This window comes from Polaromonas sp. P4_F6, assembly GCF_056401275.1.
This window is the reverse complement of the sequence record NZ_JBFUJQ010000011.1, coordinates 47,144-61,790: the sequence shown is the minus strand read 5'-3', so window position 1 is coordinate 61,790 and position 14,647 is coordinate 47,144. Positions and strand designations below refer to the sequence as shown.

Below are 14,647 nucleotides of genomic sequence, written 5' to 3'. Positions count from 1 at the left end.
CGGCTCATGATACTGAGTAAATACAAGACACAGGCGGGGATGGTTATCGCTCCCCTGCTCACATTGCTGCTGGCCTTCGGTGCCCCGGCGCAGGCCCAGCCCCAGGGCGAAGCGGTCCTCATCAAACGCGAATCACAGCTGCGCGACGCGCCCGGCGACTCGGCCCGCAGCCTGGCGCCGCTGCCGGTCCAGACCTCGGTCACGCGGCTCGGCGAACGCCAGGGCGCCTGGATCAAGGTACGCATGGCCGACGGCACCAGCGGCTGGGTCCATATGTTCGACATCACCTCGGCCAGCGCCCCCTCGGGCGGCGCCGCCGGCGGCGCGCTGCGCAGCCTCTCGAGCTTTTTCAACAAGGGCAGCGCGCAAGCGCCTTCCAGCACGGTGTCCACCTCCACCGTCGGCATACGCGGCCTGGGCGCCGAAGACCTGGCCAATGCGCAGCCCAACCTCGCGGCCGTGGCGCAGGCCGACGCCAACCGCGTGAATGCCGCGCAGGCCCGGCAGTTCGCCGGCAGCGCCTCGCTCAGCAGCCGCCAGGTCGACCCGCTGCCCACGCCGGCCCCACCACCGGCCGCCTCGCCCAGCGGCGCCGCACCCGAACAATACGGCCGCTAAAACAAAAAACATGCAAGAGACAAGAGGCATCGCCATGAATCTTCACCACTTTCCCAAACCGGCGCGCCAGGCGGCCTTTGCCCTGGCCTTGCTGGCCGGCCTGCTGCCTTTCAGCGCCCAGGCCCAGGACGCCGGCAAGGCGCTGGGCGGCCTGTTCCAGTCGCTGATTCGCCCCAACCAGCCCGCGCAGCCGGCGCCGGCACAACCCAACACCGCCTCGGGCCTGGCCGGCGCGCTGCTGGGCGCCAGCCTCACACCGGGCGGCCAGCAAGCCGCCCAGGGCGGCGACCTGTTCAAGCTGCTGTCGCAGTCGCTGGACCAGATCGACGAGCCGCGCGAAATCCAGATCGGCCAGCAGCTGGCCGCCGTGCTGCTGGGCAGCAAACCGCTCTACCCCGACGTGGCCATGCAGCGTTACATCAACCAGCTGGGCCGCTGGATCAGCCTGCAGTCCTCGCGCCCCGACCTGCCCTGGACCTTCGCCATCCTCGACGACCCCGGCTTTAACGCCTTCGCCACGCCGGGCGGTTATGTCTTCGTCACCAAGGGCCTGATAGACCGCGTGGCCGACGAGGGCGAGCTGGCCGGCATCCTGGCCCACGAGATCACCCACGTCACCGCCAAGCACCACCTGATTGCCTTGAACAAAAGCGCGCGCGCCGGCCTGCTGACCCAGGTCATCGGCTCGCAGCTCAAGAACGACCTGGGCGGCATGGTGTCCCAGCAGCTGCTGGCGCTGGGCCGCAATATGTACACCAAGGGCCTGGACCAGCAGGATGAGTTCGACGCCGACCGCAGCGGCGTGGCCCTGGCCACACGCGCCGGTTTCGATCCCTACGGCCTGGTCGCGGTGCTGCAGCAATTGCGCACCGCCGCGCCCGACGACGCGCTGTTCGCGCTGTCGCTGAGCACGCACCCGCCGGCACAAACCCGCTTGAACCAGCTCGAGCTGGCCATGGGAACGCGCCTCGACGCCTATGCCGGCCAGCCGGCCGTCACCGTGGCGCAGCGCCTGGGCGCCGCGAATCGCCGGCCCAGTGCCCAGGCACCCGCCGCGGGGAAAACCCCGGCCAAGAAGTAGCACAAAACTCCGGCCCTGGTTCAGGGACGGGCTGAAGGGCGGTATGGGATTCTGGAGCTGGCTGGGTCAAGCACAACAAAAGGTCAAGGAGCGGCCCGCCGCGGCTGTACAGGCACCGTCCCCCGCCGGCACGCCCGGCTCCACCGACTTGAAAAAGCAGGGCAACGCGCTGCTGGCCAGGGGCCAGCTGCACGAAGCCGGTTTGTGTTACCGCGCCGCGACCCTGGCCGACCCGCAAGACGCCGCCGCCTTCGTCAACCTCGGTTACGTGCTGTGCGAACAAGGCCAGGGCCGGCAAGCGCAGCAGGCGCTGGAACAGGCGCTGAAAGTAGACCCCTCCCAGTTTGACGCCCATTTCATGCTGGCGACCCTGGCGCAGGACCAGGGCGACATGGGCCGGGCGAGCGCTCACCTTCGGGAGGTGCTGCGGCTGCAGCCGGGCTTCGACTTCATGACCCATGTGTCCTATGAGGGCCAGTACGACAAAACCATCGCGCGCTACCGGGCCATCCTGGACATAGACCCCGGCAATGCCCCGGCGCACTGGGGCCTGGGTTTCGCCAGCCTGCTGCTGGGCGACTATGAACGGGGCTGGACCGAATGGGAGTGGCGCGCCCAAGTGAGCCACGGCAGCCACGACCGCCATTTTGCCCAGCCGCGGTGGCTGGGAGCAGAACCGGTCGCGGGGAAAACCGTGCTGCTCCACGCGGAATACGGCTACGGCGACACCTTGCAGTTCTGCCGCTACGCGGCCGACGTCGCCTCGCGGGGCGCGCATGTGCTGCTGCAGGTGCAACGCGGCCTGGGTGATGTGCTGTCCGGCCTGGCCGCCGACGCGCGCGTTGTGGAAGACGGCCAGCCGCTGCCGCCCTTCGACCTTCACTGCCCCTTGATGAGCCTTCCTCTGGCGCTGGGCCTGCATACCCGTGAAATCGTGACCCTGCCCACGCCCTACCTGCGGGCCGACCCCGGGCGCATCGGGCATTGGCGCAAGCGAATGGATGGCTTGGGCATGCCGGCCCCGCGCATAGGCATCGTCTGCTCCGGCAACCCGGCGCACCGGCGCGACCAGCAGCGCTCCATCGCGCTGGGCCAGTTTTTGCGCGCCCTGCCGGACGGCATGCGGGCGGTGTGCCTGCAGCCCGATTTGCGCGAAGCCGACGCGGCGGCGCTCGAGGCCGACGGCCGCGTCAGCTTCCCGGGCCGGGAACTGGCAAATTTCGCGGACACCGCCGCGCTCATCTCCACGCTGGACCTGGTCATCACCGTGGACACCAGCACCGCGCACCTGGCCGGGGCACTGGGCAAACCGGTCTGGATCCTGCTGCCGCATGCGCCGGACTGGCGCTGGCTGCTCCAGCGCGAGGACAGCCCCTGGTACCCCAGCGCGCGCCTGTTCAGGCAGGAAAAAGCCGATGACTGGAGCGCGCCCCTGGCCAGGGTCAGGGAAGCATTGACTCAAATGCGCGAAGGATCCAGGGCAGAGATCAACTCGCTGAAAATTGCTTGAGCAATTCGAGTCCGAAGGGCCAACCCCCAAGACCGCTTTGCGAATTGAGGTGCCCGCGCGGCCCGACCTCGACATAGTTTCCTCCCCAAGCCTTCGAACAGGAGCGGGCGTACGACGCGCTCCCGTAAGGATCGTCCGTGCTGGCGACGACGGTGCTGGGGAACTCCAGCTTTTTGAGTGGCACGGGTGAGAAGTCGATCGCTGAAGAAGTTGGAAACGCTGCCGAGGCAGGATCAGGTACGGCGACCAGCATGGCGCCTCTGATTTTCCTTCCTTCTCTGGCCGCCCAGTGAATGACCGCCAGACAACCCAGGCTGTGCGCCACGATGAGGGTGTCGGGCCCAAGCGACGCGATATGCCGGCTGATGGCCGATACCCAGTCATCGCAAACAACGTAATCCCAATCCTTGACTTGCAGTCGATGCCACTCAGGACCCCGCGCCTGCCAGAGGCTCTGCCAGTGTGAAGGACCTGAATTCCCAATGCCGGGCACGATTAGAACGGGAGACGTCATTTCTTGACCACCTATAAAAAGAGGTCCAGTCTAAAAATGAATGAGAATCCGCACCATGGAGAGTTCGAGGAATTGGGTGCATCCATTCTTTAAATCATTTGAATTTTCAATCCCATGCAAATGAAATCAAAGCAGGCCGATCTTGACAGGCTCGACTGGAAAATTCTCGAGGCATTGCAGCTCAATGCGCGCATCACGAACACCGATCTCGGAATGCAGGTCGGCTTGTCACAGCCGGCCGTCACCACACGCATCCGGCGCCTTGAAGAAGCGGGCGTGATCGAAGGATATGGAGCGAGGATCAACCTGCGCCAGGCAGGCTACCCGACCTCGGCCGTCATCCGCATACGCACCACGCACGCTCAAATTCCGCTCTGCCTGCAGGCTTTTGCGGCCATGCCGGAGGTCATCGATGCGCACCGGATCACCGGGGAAGACTGCTTCGTCGTGCGCGTGGTGGCCTCGGAAATGCCGGAGCTGGAGCACACGATTGACGCGCTCGCGAAGCTTGGCGCTGTGTCGACGGCCGTCGTGCTGGCGAGCTACCCGGCCAAGATAGTCCGTGCGCCTAAAGCTTGACCGGATTCCCGCGGATTGAAGGCAAGACGGCGCGGCTAACGCCCTTTTGTGAAGACAAAGATGCCGGCGATCACCAGCACCGTTCCCGCCGCCACCCAGGCGGTAAACGGCTCACCCAGGATCAGCACGCCCATCAGGATGGTGGACATGGGGCCCACCATGCCGGTCTGCGCGGCCATGCCCGCGCCTATGCGCTCAATCGCCATCATCACCATGAGCACGGGCGCGGCGGTGCACAGCGTGGCATTGAGCACCGACAGCCAGATCACCTCGGGCGCCACGGCGGCGGCACTCAGGGGCCGCAACAGCACGAACTGCAGCAGGCAGCACAGGCAGGCCACCGTCGTGGCCAGCCCCACCAGGCGCAGCGAGCCCAGGCGCCTGACCATCTCGCCGCTGTAGACCAGGTAGAGCGCATAACTGACCGCGCTGAGGAACACCAGCAGCGCGCCCCAGGCCGCGTCCGCGCCCTGCAGCGTGATCTCGTGGCCAAACACCAGCACCACGCCGCAGTAGCTGATGGCCATGCCTATGAGCTGCGGCGCGCTGACGCGGCGCTTGTACATCACCAGGCCCAGCAGCAGCACCAGGGTCGGGTTGAGGTACAGGATCAGCCGCTCCAGCGAGGCGCTGATATAGGCCAGCCCGGCGAAATCCAGGAAGCTCGCGAGGTAGTAGCCGGTGAAGCCCAGCCACAGCACGCCCAGCCAGTCCTTGCGCGTGAGCGGCGGCTTGCCGCGGCTGGCCCACCAGGCCATCAGCGCGAAGATGGGCAGCGCAAACAGCATGCGGTACATGATCAGCGTGACCGCGTCCACGCCGTAGCGGTAGGCCAGCTTGACGATGATGGCCTTGCCGCTGAAGGCGATGGCGCCCAGGGTGGCCAGCAGCAGGCCGGGCGCGAGGCTTTTGGGGGCGGCCGGGCTTGCGGGAACGTCGGGTGAAGAACTCAAAATCGCCCGCTTAAAAACCCACGGCCTGGCCGTCGCGCCGCGCATCGCTGGCCGCCACATAACCTTCGGTCTTGGGGTTGCCGGCGCGCCAGATGAACTGGCCGGCGCCGAAGTCCTGGTAGGAATCGTTGATGACTTCCACGCGGTGGCCGCGTTCCGTCAGGCCCTGCACGGTGCGCGCGTCCATCGCCGCCTCGACGTTGATCTCCATGCCCGCGTTGTAGCGCCAGCGCGGTGCGTCGCAGGCGGCCTGCGGATTCTGGCCGTAGTCCAGCATGCGCACCAGCGTCTGCATATGGCCCTGGGGCTGCATGTTGGCGCCCATCACGCCGTAACTCATCACCGGCTGGCCGTCCTTGCTCAGGAAGGCCGGGATGATGGTGTGGAAGGGCCGCTTGCCCGGCGCGACCTGGTTGGCCCCCGGCTGCAGGCTGAAGCCGTGGCCGCGGTTTTGCAGGCTGATGCCGAACTCCGGCTCCACGCAACCCGAGCCGAAGCCCATGTAGTTGCTCTGGATGAAGCTCACCATCATGCCGTCCTCGTCGGCCGCCGTGAGGTAAATCGTGCCGCCCTTGACGGGGTTGCCCGCGCCAAAGTCCTGTGCCTTTTTCATGCTGATGAGTTTGGCACGGGATGCGAGGTAGGCGTCATCGAGCATTTGCTCGGCCGTCACCGCCATTGACGAGGGCTCGGCCACATACTTGTAGACGTCGGCAAAGGCCAGCTTCATGGCCTCGATCTGCAAATGCTGGGAATCCACGCCGTCCACCGGCAGGCCCGCCACGTCGAACTTGTCCAGGATGCCCAGCGCGATCAGCGCGGCAATGCCCTGGCCGTTGGGCGGGATCTCATGCAGGGTGTAGCCCCGGTAGTCCTTGGCAATGGGCTGGACCCATTCGGGCTTGTAGCTTTCGAAATCTTTCGCCGTGATGCTGCCGCCGTTTTGCGCGGAGAACTTTTCGATCGCGCCGGCAATGGCGCCGCCGTAGTAGGCCGCGCCCCTGGTCTCGGCGATGGCGCGCAAGGCCCTTGCCGCGGCCTTGAACTGGAACAGCTCGCCGACATTCGGCGCGCGGCCCCAGGGCAGGAAGGACTGCGCAAAACCGGGCTGCGACTTCAGCTCGGCGGTCGCGGCCGCCCACTTCTGCTGCACCACGGTGGGCAGCAGGTAGCCGCGTTCGGCGATCTCGATGGCCGGCTCCATGAGGTCGGCGAAAGGCAGCTTGCCGAAACGCTCGCTCATCGCCACCCAGCTCGCCACCGCACCCGGCACGGTGACGGCATCCAGGCCGCGTTTGGGCGGCGTGGCCGCGTCCGCGCCGTATTTGCGGCGGAAGTACTCGGGCGTCCAGCTTTGCGGCGCGCGGCCCGAGCCGTTGAGGCCGTGCAGCTCCTTGCCGTCCCACAGGATGCAGAAGGCGTCGCTGCCCAGGCCGTTGCTCACGGGCTCGACGATGGCCATGGCGGCCGCGGCCGCGATCGCGGCGTCCACCGCATTGCCGCCCTTGAGCATCATGCGCAGGCCGGCCTGCGCGCCCAGCGGGTGCGAGGTCGAGACGACGTTGCGCGCGAACAGCGGCAGGCGGGTCGAGGTGTAGGGGTTGCTGAAATTGAAGTTCATGGGAGATCAACTATTGAAGGCAGGGCAAACATAGAGGCGCACGTCTGCGCCATCCGCAGAAGAATTCATATCCACAGATTTCGCAGATTTGCGCAGATTAAAGACAAACGCGACGCACAGCCTGGTTTTCAATCTGTGCAAATCTGCGAAATCTGCGGATGAACAAACATCTGCGGATAAATCAATCAGCCGTGATTTTCCGCTCGGCAATGATTTTCTTCCACTTGGCGGTATCCGTCTTGACCATGGCCGCAAAAGCCGCCGGCGTGCCGCCCGTGGGCTCCGCGCCCAGCCGGGCGAAACGGTCTTTCACGTCGGCATCGGCCAGCGCGGCGTTGACGGCCTGGTTGACCTTGCCCACCAGGTCCGGCGGCATGCCCTTGGGGCCGTACAGGCCGAACCAGGTGACCGACTCGAAGCCCGGCAGGGTTTCCGCCACCGTCGGCAGCTCGGGCGCGAGTGAAGTGCGCTTGAGCGTGGTGACTGCGAGCACGCGTAGCTTGCCGTCCCGCACATGGGGCATGCCGGTCACAAAGGAATCGAAGAGCACGTCGACCTTGCCGCTGATCAGGTCCGGCATGGCCAGCGCCGTGCCGCGGTAGGGAATGTGCAGGATGAAGGTGCCCGACTGCGCCTTGAAGTATTCGCTGGTCAGGTGAACGATGGTGCCGTTGCCGCTGGAGGCGTAGTTCAGCCGCCCCGGGTTCTTGCGCGCATGGTCTATGAACTCCCGCATGTTTTTCGACGGCGAGGAATTGGGCACCAGCACCACGTTGGGCGAGCTCGCCACATAGGCGATGGGTGTGAAATCGGTCTCGGCGTTATAGGGAATTTTCGGGTTGATGGCCGGGCCTATGCTGTGCGTGCTCGAGGTGGCCAGCAGCAAGGTGTAGCCGTCCGCCGGCGACTTCGAGGCGGTGTCGGCGCCTATGGTGCCGCCCGCGCCCGGCCGGTTGTCGACGATCACCGCCTGGCCGATTTTTTCGCCGAGTTTTTGCGACAGCGCGCGCGCCAGGATGTCGGTCGCGCCGCCCGCCGGGAAAGGCACGATCATGCGGATCGGTTTGGAGGGATAGTTCTGGGCCAGGACGGGGCCCGTAAAAACCACGGAAAAAGCTGCCGAAAAAACCGCTGCCAGATGAATGATATGTTTACGTTTCATTTCACCATTGTGCAATGATTTTTCAGGCTGACTACATTGCAAAAGGGCAAAACAAAAGGCACCCAAGGTGCCTTTTGTACCGAATGGGGCCGAGGCCCCGGGGTTCGCGATCAGTCCTCGACAAAGGCCTCTTCGCGCTTGTTCTTGACCGAGGGCAGCAGCACGATGATCAGGAGCAGCAGGGCGGCGCCCAGCAGGCCGGCCGACAGCGGACGCGTGACAAACACGCTCCAGTCGCCGCGCGACAGCAGCAGGGCCCGGCGCAGGTTTTCCTCCATCATGGGGCCCAGGATGAAGCCCAGCAGCAGGGGCGCGGGTTCGCAGCCCAGCTTGACGAACATGTAGCCGATCACACCGAAGATGCCGACCATCCAGACGTCGAAGGTGTTGTTGTTGGTCGAGTACACGCCGATCGCGCAGAACAGCACAATGGCCGGGAACAGGTAGCGGTAAGGCACGGTCAGCAGCTTGATCCACATGCCGATCAGCGGCAGGTTCAGGATGATCAGCATGGCATTGCCGATCCACATCGAGGCGATCAGGCCCCAGAACAGTTCGGGGTTGCTGGTCATGACCTGCGGGCCGGGCTGGATGTTGTGGATCGTCATCGCGCCCACCATCAGGGCCATCACGGCATTGGGCGGAATGCCCAGCGTCAGCAGCGGGATGAAGGAAGTCTGCGCGCCGGCGTTGTTGGCCGACTCGGGCGCGGCCACGCCGCGGATATTGCCCTGGCCGAAAGGCACTTCGCCCTTTTTCATGCGGATCTTCTTTTCCAGCGCGTAGGCCGCGAAGGCCGCCAGCAAGGCGCCGCCGCCGGGCAGGATGCCCAGCGCCGAGCCCAGGAAGGTGCCGCGCAGCACGGCCGGCGTCATGTCCTTGAAATCCTGCTTGGTCGGGAAGAGGCCGGACACCTTGGCGGTGAACACTTCGCGTTCATGCTCGGGCTGCGCCAGGTTGCTGATGATTTCACCGTAGCCGAACACGCCCATGGCGATGGTCACAAAGCCGATACCGTCGGTCAATTCAGGGACGTCGAAGCTGAAACGCGCGACGCCGGAGTTCACGTCGGTCCCCACCAGGCCCAGCAGCAGGCCCATCACGATCATCGCGATGGCCTTGAGCAGCGAGCCCGAGGCCAGCACCACGGCGCCGATCAGGCCCAGCACCATCAGCGCGAAGTATTCGGCGGGGCCGAACTTGAAGGCCAGCTCGGTCAGCGGCGGCGCAAAAGCCGCCAGGATCAGCGTGCCCACGCAGCCGGCGAAGAAGGAGCCCAGGCCGGCCGCGGCCAGCGCGGGCCCGGCCCGCCCTTTTCGCGCCATCTGGTAGCCGTCAATACAGGTCACCACCGACGAGGACTCGCCCGGCAGGTTCACCAGGATGGCGGTGGTGGAGCCGCCGTACTGGGCGCCGTAGTAAATACCGGCCAGCATGATCAGCGCCGAAACCGGCGGCAGGGCGTAGGTCGCCGGCAGCAGCATGGCGATGGTGGCCACGGGGCCGATGCCGGGCAGCACGCCGATCAGGGTGCCCAGCAGGCAGCCGATAAAGGCATACACCAGGTTGATGGGCGTGAACGCCACGCCAAAACCCAGCGAGAGATTTGCAATCAGATCCATTTTTATATCTCCTTAGCCGATGAAGAAAGGCCACACCGGGAACTGCAGCTTGAGCAGGACGACAAAGGCAAGGTAGCTGCCGACGGCCAACACGGTCGCAAGGATGAAGGTGTTTTTCACTTTCCAGCCGTCTTCGGCCATGCTGGAAACAAAGGTCAGCGCATAGATGGCCACGATCATGCCCATAGGGGGCAGCTTGATGCTGGGCAGGCCGCCCAGCAGCACGCCGAAGATCAGGTTGGCCAGGATGATGAAGGCCAGCGGCTTCCAGGCCCATTTGCCTATCTTGTCGCCGCCCACGGCTTCCACCACCAGCGCCTTGAAGGTGATGGCAGCGCCCAGGATGGCCATCAGCACGCCCAGCATCAGCGGGAAGTAGCCGGGGCCCATGCGGGCGCCCTCGCCCACGTTGTAGGTCGTAGCCCCCCATGCGAACGCCACGCCGACGCCCATGAACATGAGGCCGGAGAAAAAGTCTTTTTGACTCTTGATATTCACGGCTGTCTCCTCAATACATACATAAAAGTAAAAGAAAGAATCGCTGGATTGTGCATTCAATCCCCCTGCCCCGACATGTGGCTTTCACTTACCTTTCGTTTATCTTTGGCTTACCCCTCACTTACAGGAAGGCCGGGCGCCGTGAAAAGCCGTGAAAACCCTCGGTATCGCCCTCTCCAGCATGTGTTTACGGCCGAAACAGGGGGCTTGTTAAGGCCGCGGGCGCGCCCTCAAGACAGGGGCGGCGTGGAGGCCAGAATTTCCTCGATGGTGGTCAGGCCCTCGGCCACTTTCAGCGCGCCGGCCAGCCGAAGCGGGCGCATACCTTCGCTGACCGCCTGGCGCCGCAGCGCATCGATATTCGGCTCCTTGGAAACCTTTTCCTTGAAGCCCTCGGTGACCGTGAGCAATTCATACAGCCCCATGCGCCCGCGGAAACCCGTCATGCGGCAGTCCACGCAGCCCACCGGCTTGTAGGGCCGGTAGCCGCCGCTGATCTGCCAGGGTTTGACCAGCTCGGCCAGGGTCTCGCGCGCGGCGCTCTCGTCGGGCTCGCGGCAACTGGGGCACAGGGTGCGCACCAGCCGCTGGGCCAGCACGCCCAGCATGGTGGCATTGATCAGGTAGGACGGCACGCCCAGCTCCATCATGCGCGAGACCGCCGAGGGCGCATCGTTGGTATGCAGCGTGCTGAACACCAGGTGGCCCGTGAGCGCCGCCTGCACCGCCATCTCGGCGGTCTGCAGGTCGCGGATTTCGCCCACCATGATGATGTCCGGGTCCTGCCGCATCAGCGCGCGCAGGCCTTCGGGGAAATCAAAGTCCAGGTGCGCCTGCACCTGCGTCTGGTTGAAGGAGGCTTCAATCATTTCGATCGGGTCTTCGATCGTGCTGACGTTGACTTCCTCGGTGGCCAGGCGCTTGAGCGTGGAATACAGGGTGGTGGTCTTGCCGGATCCGGTCGGCCCGGTGACCAGGATGATGCCGTGGGGCCGCTTGACCAGGGATTCCCAGCGGTCGGCGTCGTGCTGCGAAAAGCCCAGCGCGTCCAGGTTCTTGACCGTGGTGTCCGGGTCGAAAATCCGCATCACCATTTTTTCGCCGAAGGCCGTGGGCAGCGTCGACAACCGCATTTCGATCTCGTCGCCGCGCGGGTTGCGCGTCTTGATGCGGCCGTCCTGCGGGCGGCGTTTTTCCACCACGTCCATGCGGCCCAGCAGCTTGATGCGCGCCGTCATCGCGTTGTGCACGCCCATGGGCAGTTGGTACACCGGGTGCAGCACGCCGTCGATGCGAAAGCGGATCACGCCCTGCTCGCGGCGCGGCTCCAGGTGGATGTCGCTGGCGCGCTGGTCGAAAGCGTATTGCCAGAGCCAGTCCACCACCTGTACCACGCCCTGGTCGTTGGCGTCCAGCTGCTTGTTGCTCTTGTTGAGCTCCACCAGCTGCTCGAAACTCGCCGAGCCCGAGGAGCCGCCCGACTTGACCGCGGCCTTGACCGATTTGGCCAAAGCGAAAAACTCGGCCGTGAACTTGGTGATGTCCAGCGGGCTGGAGACCACCAGGCGCACGCTGCGCTTGGCCTGGCGCTCGACTTCCTGCACCCAGTCGGTGATGAAGGGCTCGGAGGTGGCGATCACCACCTCGCTGGGCGTGACCTGCACCGGCAGCACCTTGTGGCGCTCGGCATACATGGCCGACATGGTCTCGGCCACCTTGCCCACGTCGACCTTGAGCGGGTCTATGCGCAGGTAGGCCAGGCCCGCCCGGCCGGCCAGCCACTGCGACATGGTTTCGACATCGAGGGGTTTGCCGTCGGCCAGCCGCGTCATGCCCACGCTGGCCAGCCGCATCAGCGGCGGCTGCGCGCTCTGCACCTGCGAGCAGCGCGCGATGGTGCGCTGCGCCTCGGTGGCGCTGATCACGCCATCCTCGCCCAGCCACTCCACCAGGGTGCGCCAGTCCAGCGGGCCGGCGTGGCCTTTTTTCGCATGCGCTTCACGATGGGGCTTGGGATGGGTCACTGCGCTCATGGGTGGCACTGTACCCCATCCATCAGGGCTTTTGCCAGCGGCCAAATTTGGGGCCTCCTCCGCAGAGTCCCGGTCAACACGTGGACAAAGAATTCATCCGCAGATTACGCAGATTTCCGCAGATTGAAGACAGGATTGAAATGGGTCTTTGCCGTCATCCCTGTACGTCACCGCACACAAACATCACATCATGATTTCTTTCATCTGTGTAAATCTGCGTAATCTGCGGATAATGAATTCATCCCCGAATCCGCTCCTCAGGCCACCGGCTTGAACAGCCGCAGCCACTTCTTGGCCGGCAGGTCCCAGCGCGATTCGATCACGCCGGCCTGCAGCAAGAGCGCGGCGCGCTCGGGCCGCGTGGGCTCCTGCTGGGCCAGCACCACGGTATTGCCTTCGCGCGTCGGCGTGAAGGCCCACACTGCCTCGGGGCCGAAGGCCTCGGCGATCTTCGTCAGCGACTGGACATAGCTGGAATCGCGGCCGAAGAGGTTCACCGTCATCACGCCGTTCTCGGCCAGCAGGCCGCGGCAGTCTTCATAAAAATCGGCACTGTCCAGCACCGGCGCGGCCGCCTCATGGTCGTAGAGGTCCACATGCAGCAAGTCCACCGTGCCCTGGTGCGCCGGCTTTTTGATTTCGGCCGCGGCATCGGCCTCGATCACATGCAGCCGCAGGTCGTCGCGCGGCAGCTTGAACCAGACGCGGCAGGCCGTGACCACCTGCGGGTTGATTTCAATTGCCGTGGTCTTCATGCGCAGTTTTTTGTAGCAGAACTTGGTCAGCGCGGCCGAGCCCAGGCCCAGCTGCATGGCGTGCTTTTTGGGCATGGCCGCCGCGTCCATGAACAGCAGGCCCGCCATCATGCGCTGCACATACTCCAGCTCGATGTCATAGGGCGCGTCGCGCAGCATGGAGCCCTGCACCCATTCGGTGCCCAGGTGCAGGAAACGCACATCGCCGTAATCCGAAAAATTGACTTCGGGCAATTCCATCGCTTCTTTGGCCATTTCTTTGGTCATATTTTTGGCCGTCTCTTTTTTTTGCATCAAACCAGTCCGTGTTTTTCAAAAACTTCCCGCCAGGCCGCGAGTTTGCGCTCAAAACTCCAGGAGGCATTCGCCGGGCTGGTCGAGGGTAACTTGTAGACCGGCAGGCCCAGCGCCAGGGTGTGCCTGGAATGCTTGAAGCTTTCCCCGCCGTTGTGGGCAATCGCTTCCAGCGCCGGGCACAGGCGCCGCAGGCCGGCCAGGTCGTTGACCTCGGCATTGCGGATCGCGCTGTCCAGGCTGCCTTCGCGCTCGCAGGCCGCGTACACATCCCACAGGCCCAGGCCCCTGGACAGCAGCCACTCGCTGCGCGCCCGGTACGCATCCGGGCCGGTGTCCACCGGGCCGGGCGGCCACAGCGCCTTGAGGATTTTCCAAAAATGGTTTTGCGGGTGGCCGTAATACTGCTGCGCCGCCAGCGAGGCCGCGCCCGGAAAGCTGCCCAGCACCAGCAGCCGCGTGCGGTCCGACACCAGCGGCGCCAGGCCGGTCAGCGCTGTCGATACCGGTGTTGCCTTCATGCGAGCAGCGCCTTGAGGCCCGGCAAGGCCTGCAGGGCGTTGGCCGTGGTCGCGGCCGCCAGTGCCTCCTCATGGATGCCGCGCAGTTCGGCCACCTGCTGCGCGATGCGCGGTAGCTCACCCGGCTCATTGCGGCCCTGCGGCTTGCCGGCCTCGCGCTCGGCCGCCGTGGTGTACACCCAGTGCGGCGGGATGTCGGGCGAATCGGTCTCCATCACCAGTGCCTCCAGCGGCAGTTCCGTCGCCAGGCGCCTCAACTGGCGCGCCGGCTCAAAGGTCACCGCGCCGCCAAAGCCGAGCTTGAAGCCCAGCTTGAGGAACTCGCCGGCCTGCTGGTCGCTGCCGTTAAAGGCATGGCCTATGCCGTTCCAGCCGCCTTCGGGCACCAAGTCGCGCAGGTGCTTGAGCAGCTTGTCGGCCGAGCGCCGCACATGCAGTATCACCGGCAGGCCGTGCTTGCGCGCCAGCTTGAGCTGCTCGCGGTAAAAAAACTCCTGGCGCTCGCGCATGGGGCTTTCCGTCAGCGCCGGCACAAAATAGTCCAGGCCGATTTCCCCGACCGCCACGAGGCGCGGGTCGCCGCGCCTGAGGGCCAGTTCCGCGTCCAGCGCCCGAAGGTCTTCATCACGCGCCTGCGGCACGCACAGCGGGTGTATGCCCAGCGCATAGCTGTCCGCAAAGCGGTGCGCCAGCAGCCGCACCGCCTCGAAGTTGAAGACGCCCACGGCCGGGATCACGCAGTGCGCCACCCCGTTGGCGGCGGCGCGCGCGCGCACCGCGTCCACGTCGGCGGCCAGTTCCCCGGCGTCCAGGTGGCAATGCGTGTCTATCCAGAAAGTCATGCGCTAAAGGGGGTGTGGTCCAAGGAAAGGGAGACGAAAGAAGC

General features: G+C 65.1%; 14 protein-coding genes. 4 read left to right on the top strand and 10 right to left on the bottom strand.

Annotated features, from left to right (window positions below; translation table 11 throughout):
* The first annotated feature begins 39 nt into the window (after positions 1 to 39).
* From AC1DUN_RS21185 to AC1DUN_RS21175, 3 genes are read left to right on the top strand one after another with little or no spacing between them, the layout of a single operon-like run.
* A complete protein-coding gene (locus AC1DUN_RS21185; RefSeq protein WP_477715709.1) occupies positions 40 to 618 on the top strand; it encodes an SH3 domain-containing protein in 579 nt (192 codons plus the stop codon).
* Positions 619 to 652: 34 nt separating this feature from the next.
* Positions 653 to 1,699: a M48 family metalloprotease gene (locus AC1DUN_RS21180; protein ID WP_477715708.1), complete on the top strand. Its 1,047-nt coding sequence runs from the start codon at positions 653 to 655 to the stop codon at positions 1,697 to 1,699.
* Positions 1,700 to 1,742: 43 nt separating this feature from the next.
* Complete coding sequence (locus AC1DUN_RS21175) at positions 1,743 to 3,209, top strand: tetratricopeptide repeat protein (protein ID WP_477715707.1); 1,467 nt, start codon at positions 1,743 to 1,745, stop codon at positions 3,207 to 3,209.
* Here the strand turns inward: AC1DUN_RS21175 and AC1DUN_RS21170 are convergent.
* Positions 3,187 to 3,723: an RBBP9/YdeN family alpha/beta hydrolase gene (locus AC1DUN_RS21170; RefSeq protein ID WP_477715706.1), complete on the bottom strand. Its 537-nt coding sequence runs from the start codon at positions 3,721 to 3,723 to the stop codon at positions 3,187 to 3,189. The two genes, AC1DUN_RS21175 and AC1DUN_RS21170, sit on opposite strands and share 23 nt — an antisense overlap.
* A gap of 120 nt (positions 3,724 to 3,843) precedes the next feature.
* Between AC1DUN_RS21170 and AC1DUN_RS21165 the strand changes: the two genes are divergently transcribed.
* Positions 3,844 to 4,302 (top strand): Lrp/AsnC family transcriptional regulator, encoded by a 459-nt coding sequence (locus AC1DUN_RS21165; RefSeq protein ID WP_477715771.1) that lies wholly within the window; start codon positions 3,844 to 3,846, stop codon positions 4,300 to 4,302.
* Positions 4,303 to 4,337: 35 nt separating this feature from the next.
* Here the strand turns inward: AC1DUN_RS21165 and AC1DUN_RS21160 are convergent, their stop codons facing one another.
* The 9 genes from AC1DUN_RS21160 to AC1DUN_RS21120 form a co-directional block, all read right to left on the bottom strand.
* Positions 4,338 to 5,300: a DMT family transporter gene (locus AC1DUN_RS21160; RefSeq protein WP_477715705.1), complete on the bottom strand. Its 963-nt coding sequence runs from the start codon at positions 5,298 to 5,300 to the stop codon at positions 4,338 to 4,340.
* Positions 5,266 to 6,876: a gamma-glutamyltransferase family protein gene (locus AC1DUN_RS21155; RefSeq protein WP_477715704.1), complete on the bottom strand. Its 1,611-nt coding sequence runs from the start codon at positions 6,874 to 6,876 to the stop codon at positions 5,266 to 5,268. Before AC1DUN_RS21155 ends, AC1DUN_RS21160 begins: the two co-directional genes overlap by 35 nt.
* A 181-nt stretch (positions 6,877 to 7,057) precedes the next feature.
* On the bottom strand, positions 7,058 to 8,038 hold the full coding sequence (locus AC1DUN_RS21150) for a Bug family tripartite tricarboxylate transporter substrate binding protein (protein WP_477715703.1): 981 nt from the start codon (positions 8,036 to 8,038) through the stop codon (positions 7,058 to 7,060).
* A 110-nt stretch (positions 8,039 to 8,148) separates the two neighbouring features.
* Positions 8,149 to 9,660 (bottom strand): tripartite tricarboxylate transporter permease, encoded by a 1,512-nt coding sequence (locus AC1DUN_RS21145; RefSeq protein WP_477715702.1) that lies wholly within the window; start codon positions 9,658 to 9,660, stop codon positions 8,149 to 8,151.
* Between the two features lie 12 nt (positions 9,661 to 9,672).
* Entirely contained in the window at positions 9,673 to 10,158 is a 486-nt protein-coding gene (locus AC1DUN_RS21140) for a tripartite tricarboxylate transporter TctB family protein (protein WP_477715701.1), read from the bottom strand.
* 230 nt (positions 10,159 to 10,388) lie between these two features.
* Complete coding sequence (gene tfpB, locus AC1DUN_RS21135) at positions 10,389 to 12,191, bottom strand: type IV pilus assembly ATPase TfpB (RefSeq protein WP_477715700.1); 1,803 nt, start codon at positions 12,189 to 12,191, stop codon at positions 10,389 to 10,391.
* A 257-nt stretch (positions 12,192 to 12,448) separates the two neighbouring features.
* Positions 12,449 to 13,213 (bottom strand): class I SAM-dependent methyltransferase, encoded by a 765-nt coding sequence (locus AC1DUN_RS21130; protein WP_477715699.1) that lies wholly within the window; start codon positions 13,211 to 13,213, stop codon positions 12,449 to 12,451.
* A gap of 26 nt (positions 13,214 to 13,239) precedes the next feature.
* A complete protein-coding gene (locus AC1DUN_RS21125; RefSeq protein WP_477715698.1) occupies positions 13,240 to 13,761 on the bottom strand; it encodes a DNA-deoxyinosine glycosylase in 522 nt (173 codons plus the stop codon).
* Positions 13,758 to 14,603 (bottom strand): TatD family hydrolase, encoded by an 846-nt coding sequence (locus tag AC1DUN_RS21120; protein ID WP_477715697.1) that lies wholly within the window; start codon positions 14,601 to 14,603, stop codon positions 13,758 to 13,760. Before AC1DUN_RS21120 ends, AC1DUN_RS21125 begins: the two co-directional genes overlap by 4 nt.
* Between the last annotated feature and the right edge of the window lie 44 nt (positions 14,604 to 14,647).

Bases quoted from the DNA above. Each gene is read 5' to 3' on its own strand.
- AC1DUN_RS21185 (WP_477715709.1), top strand. From the start codon at position 40: ATGGTTATCGCTCCCCTGCTCACATTGCTGCTGGCCTTCGGTGCCCCG.
- AC1DUN_RS21165 (WP_477715771.1), top strand. From the start codon at position 3,844: ATGAAATCAAAGCAGGCCGATCTTGACAGGCTCGACTGGAAAATTCTC.
- AC1DUN_RS21175 (WP_477715707.1), top strand. From the start codon at position 1,743: ATGGGATTCTGGAGCTGGCTGGGTCAAGCACAACAAAAGGTCAAGGAG.
- tfpB (WP_477715700.1), bottom strand. From the start codon at position 12,191: ATGAGCGCAGTGACCCATCCCAAGCCCCATCGTGAAGCGCATGCGAAA.
- AC1DUN_RS21130 (WP_477715699.1), bottom strand. From the start codon at position 13,213: ATGACCAAAGAAATGGCCAAAGAAGCGATGGAATTGCCCGAAGTCAAT.
- AC1DUN_RS21150 (WP_477715703.1), bottom strand. From the start codon at position 8,038: ATGAAACGTAAACATATCATTCATCTGGCAGCGGTTTTTTCGGCAGCT.
- AC1DUN_RS21145 (WP_477715702.1), bottom strand. From the start codon at position 9,660: ATGGATCTGATTGCAAATCTCTCGCTGGGTTTTGGCGTGGCGTTCACG.
- AC1DUN_RS21125 (WP_477715698.1), bottom strand. From the start codon at position 13,761: ATGAAGGCAACACCGGTATCGACAGCGCTGACCGGCCTGGCGCCGCTG.
- AC1DUN_RS21170 (WP_477715706.1), bottom strand. From the start codon at position 3,723: ATGACGTCTCCCGTTCTAATCGTGCCCGGCATTGGGAATTCAGGTCCT.
- AC1DUN_RS21180 (WP_477715708.1), top strand. From the start codon at position 653: ATGAATCTTCACCACTTTCCCAAACCGGCGCGCCAGGCGGCCTTTGCC.
- AC1DUN_RS21120 (WP_477715697.1), bottom strand. From the start codon at position 14,603: ATGACTTTCTGGATAGACACGCATTGCCACCTGGACGCCGGGGAACTG.
- AC1DUN_RS21160 (WP_477715705.1), bottom strand. From the start codon at position 5,300: ATGCGCGGCGCGACGGCCAGGCCGTGGGTTTTTAAGCGGGCGATTTTG.
- AC1DUN_RS21155 (WP_477715704.1), bottom strand. From the start codon at position 6,876: ATGAACTTCAATTTCAGCAACCCCTACACCTCGACCCGCCTGCCGCTG.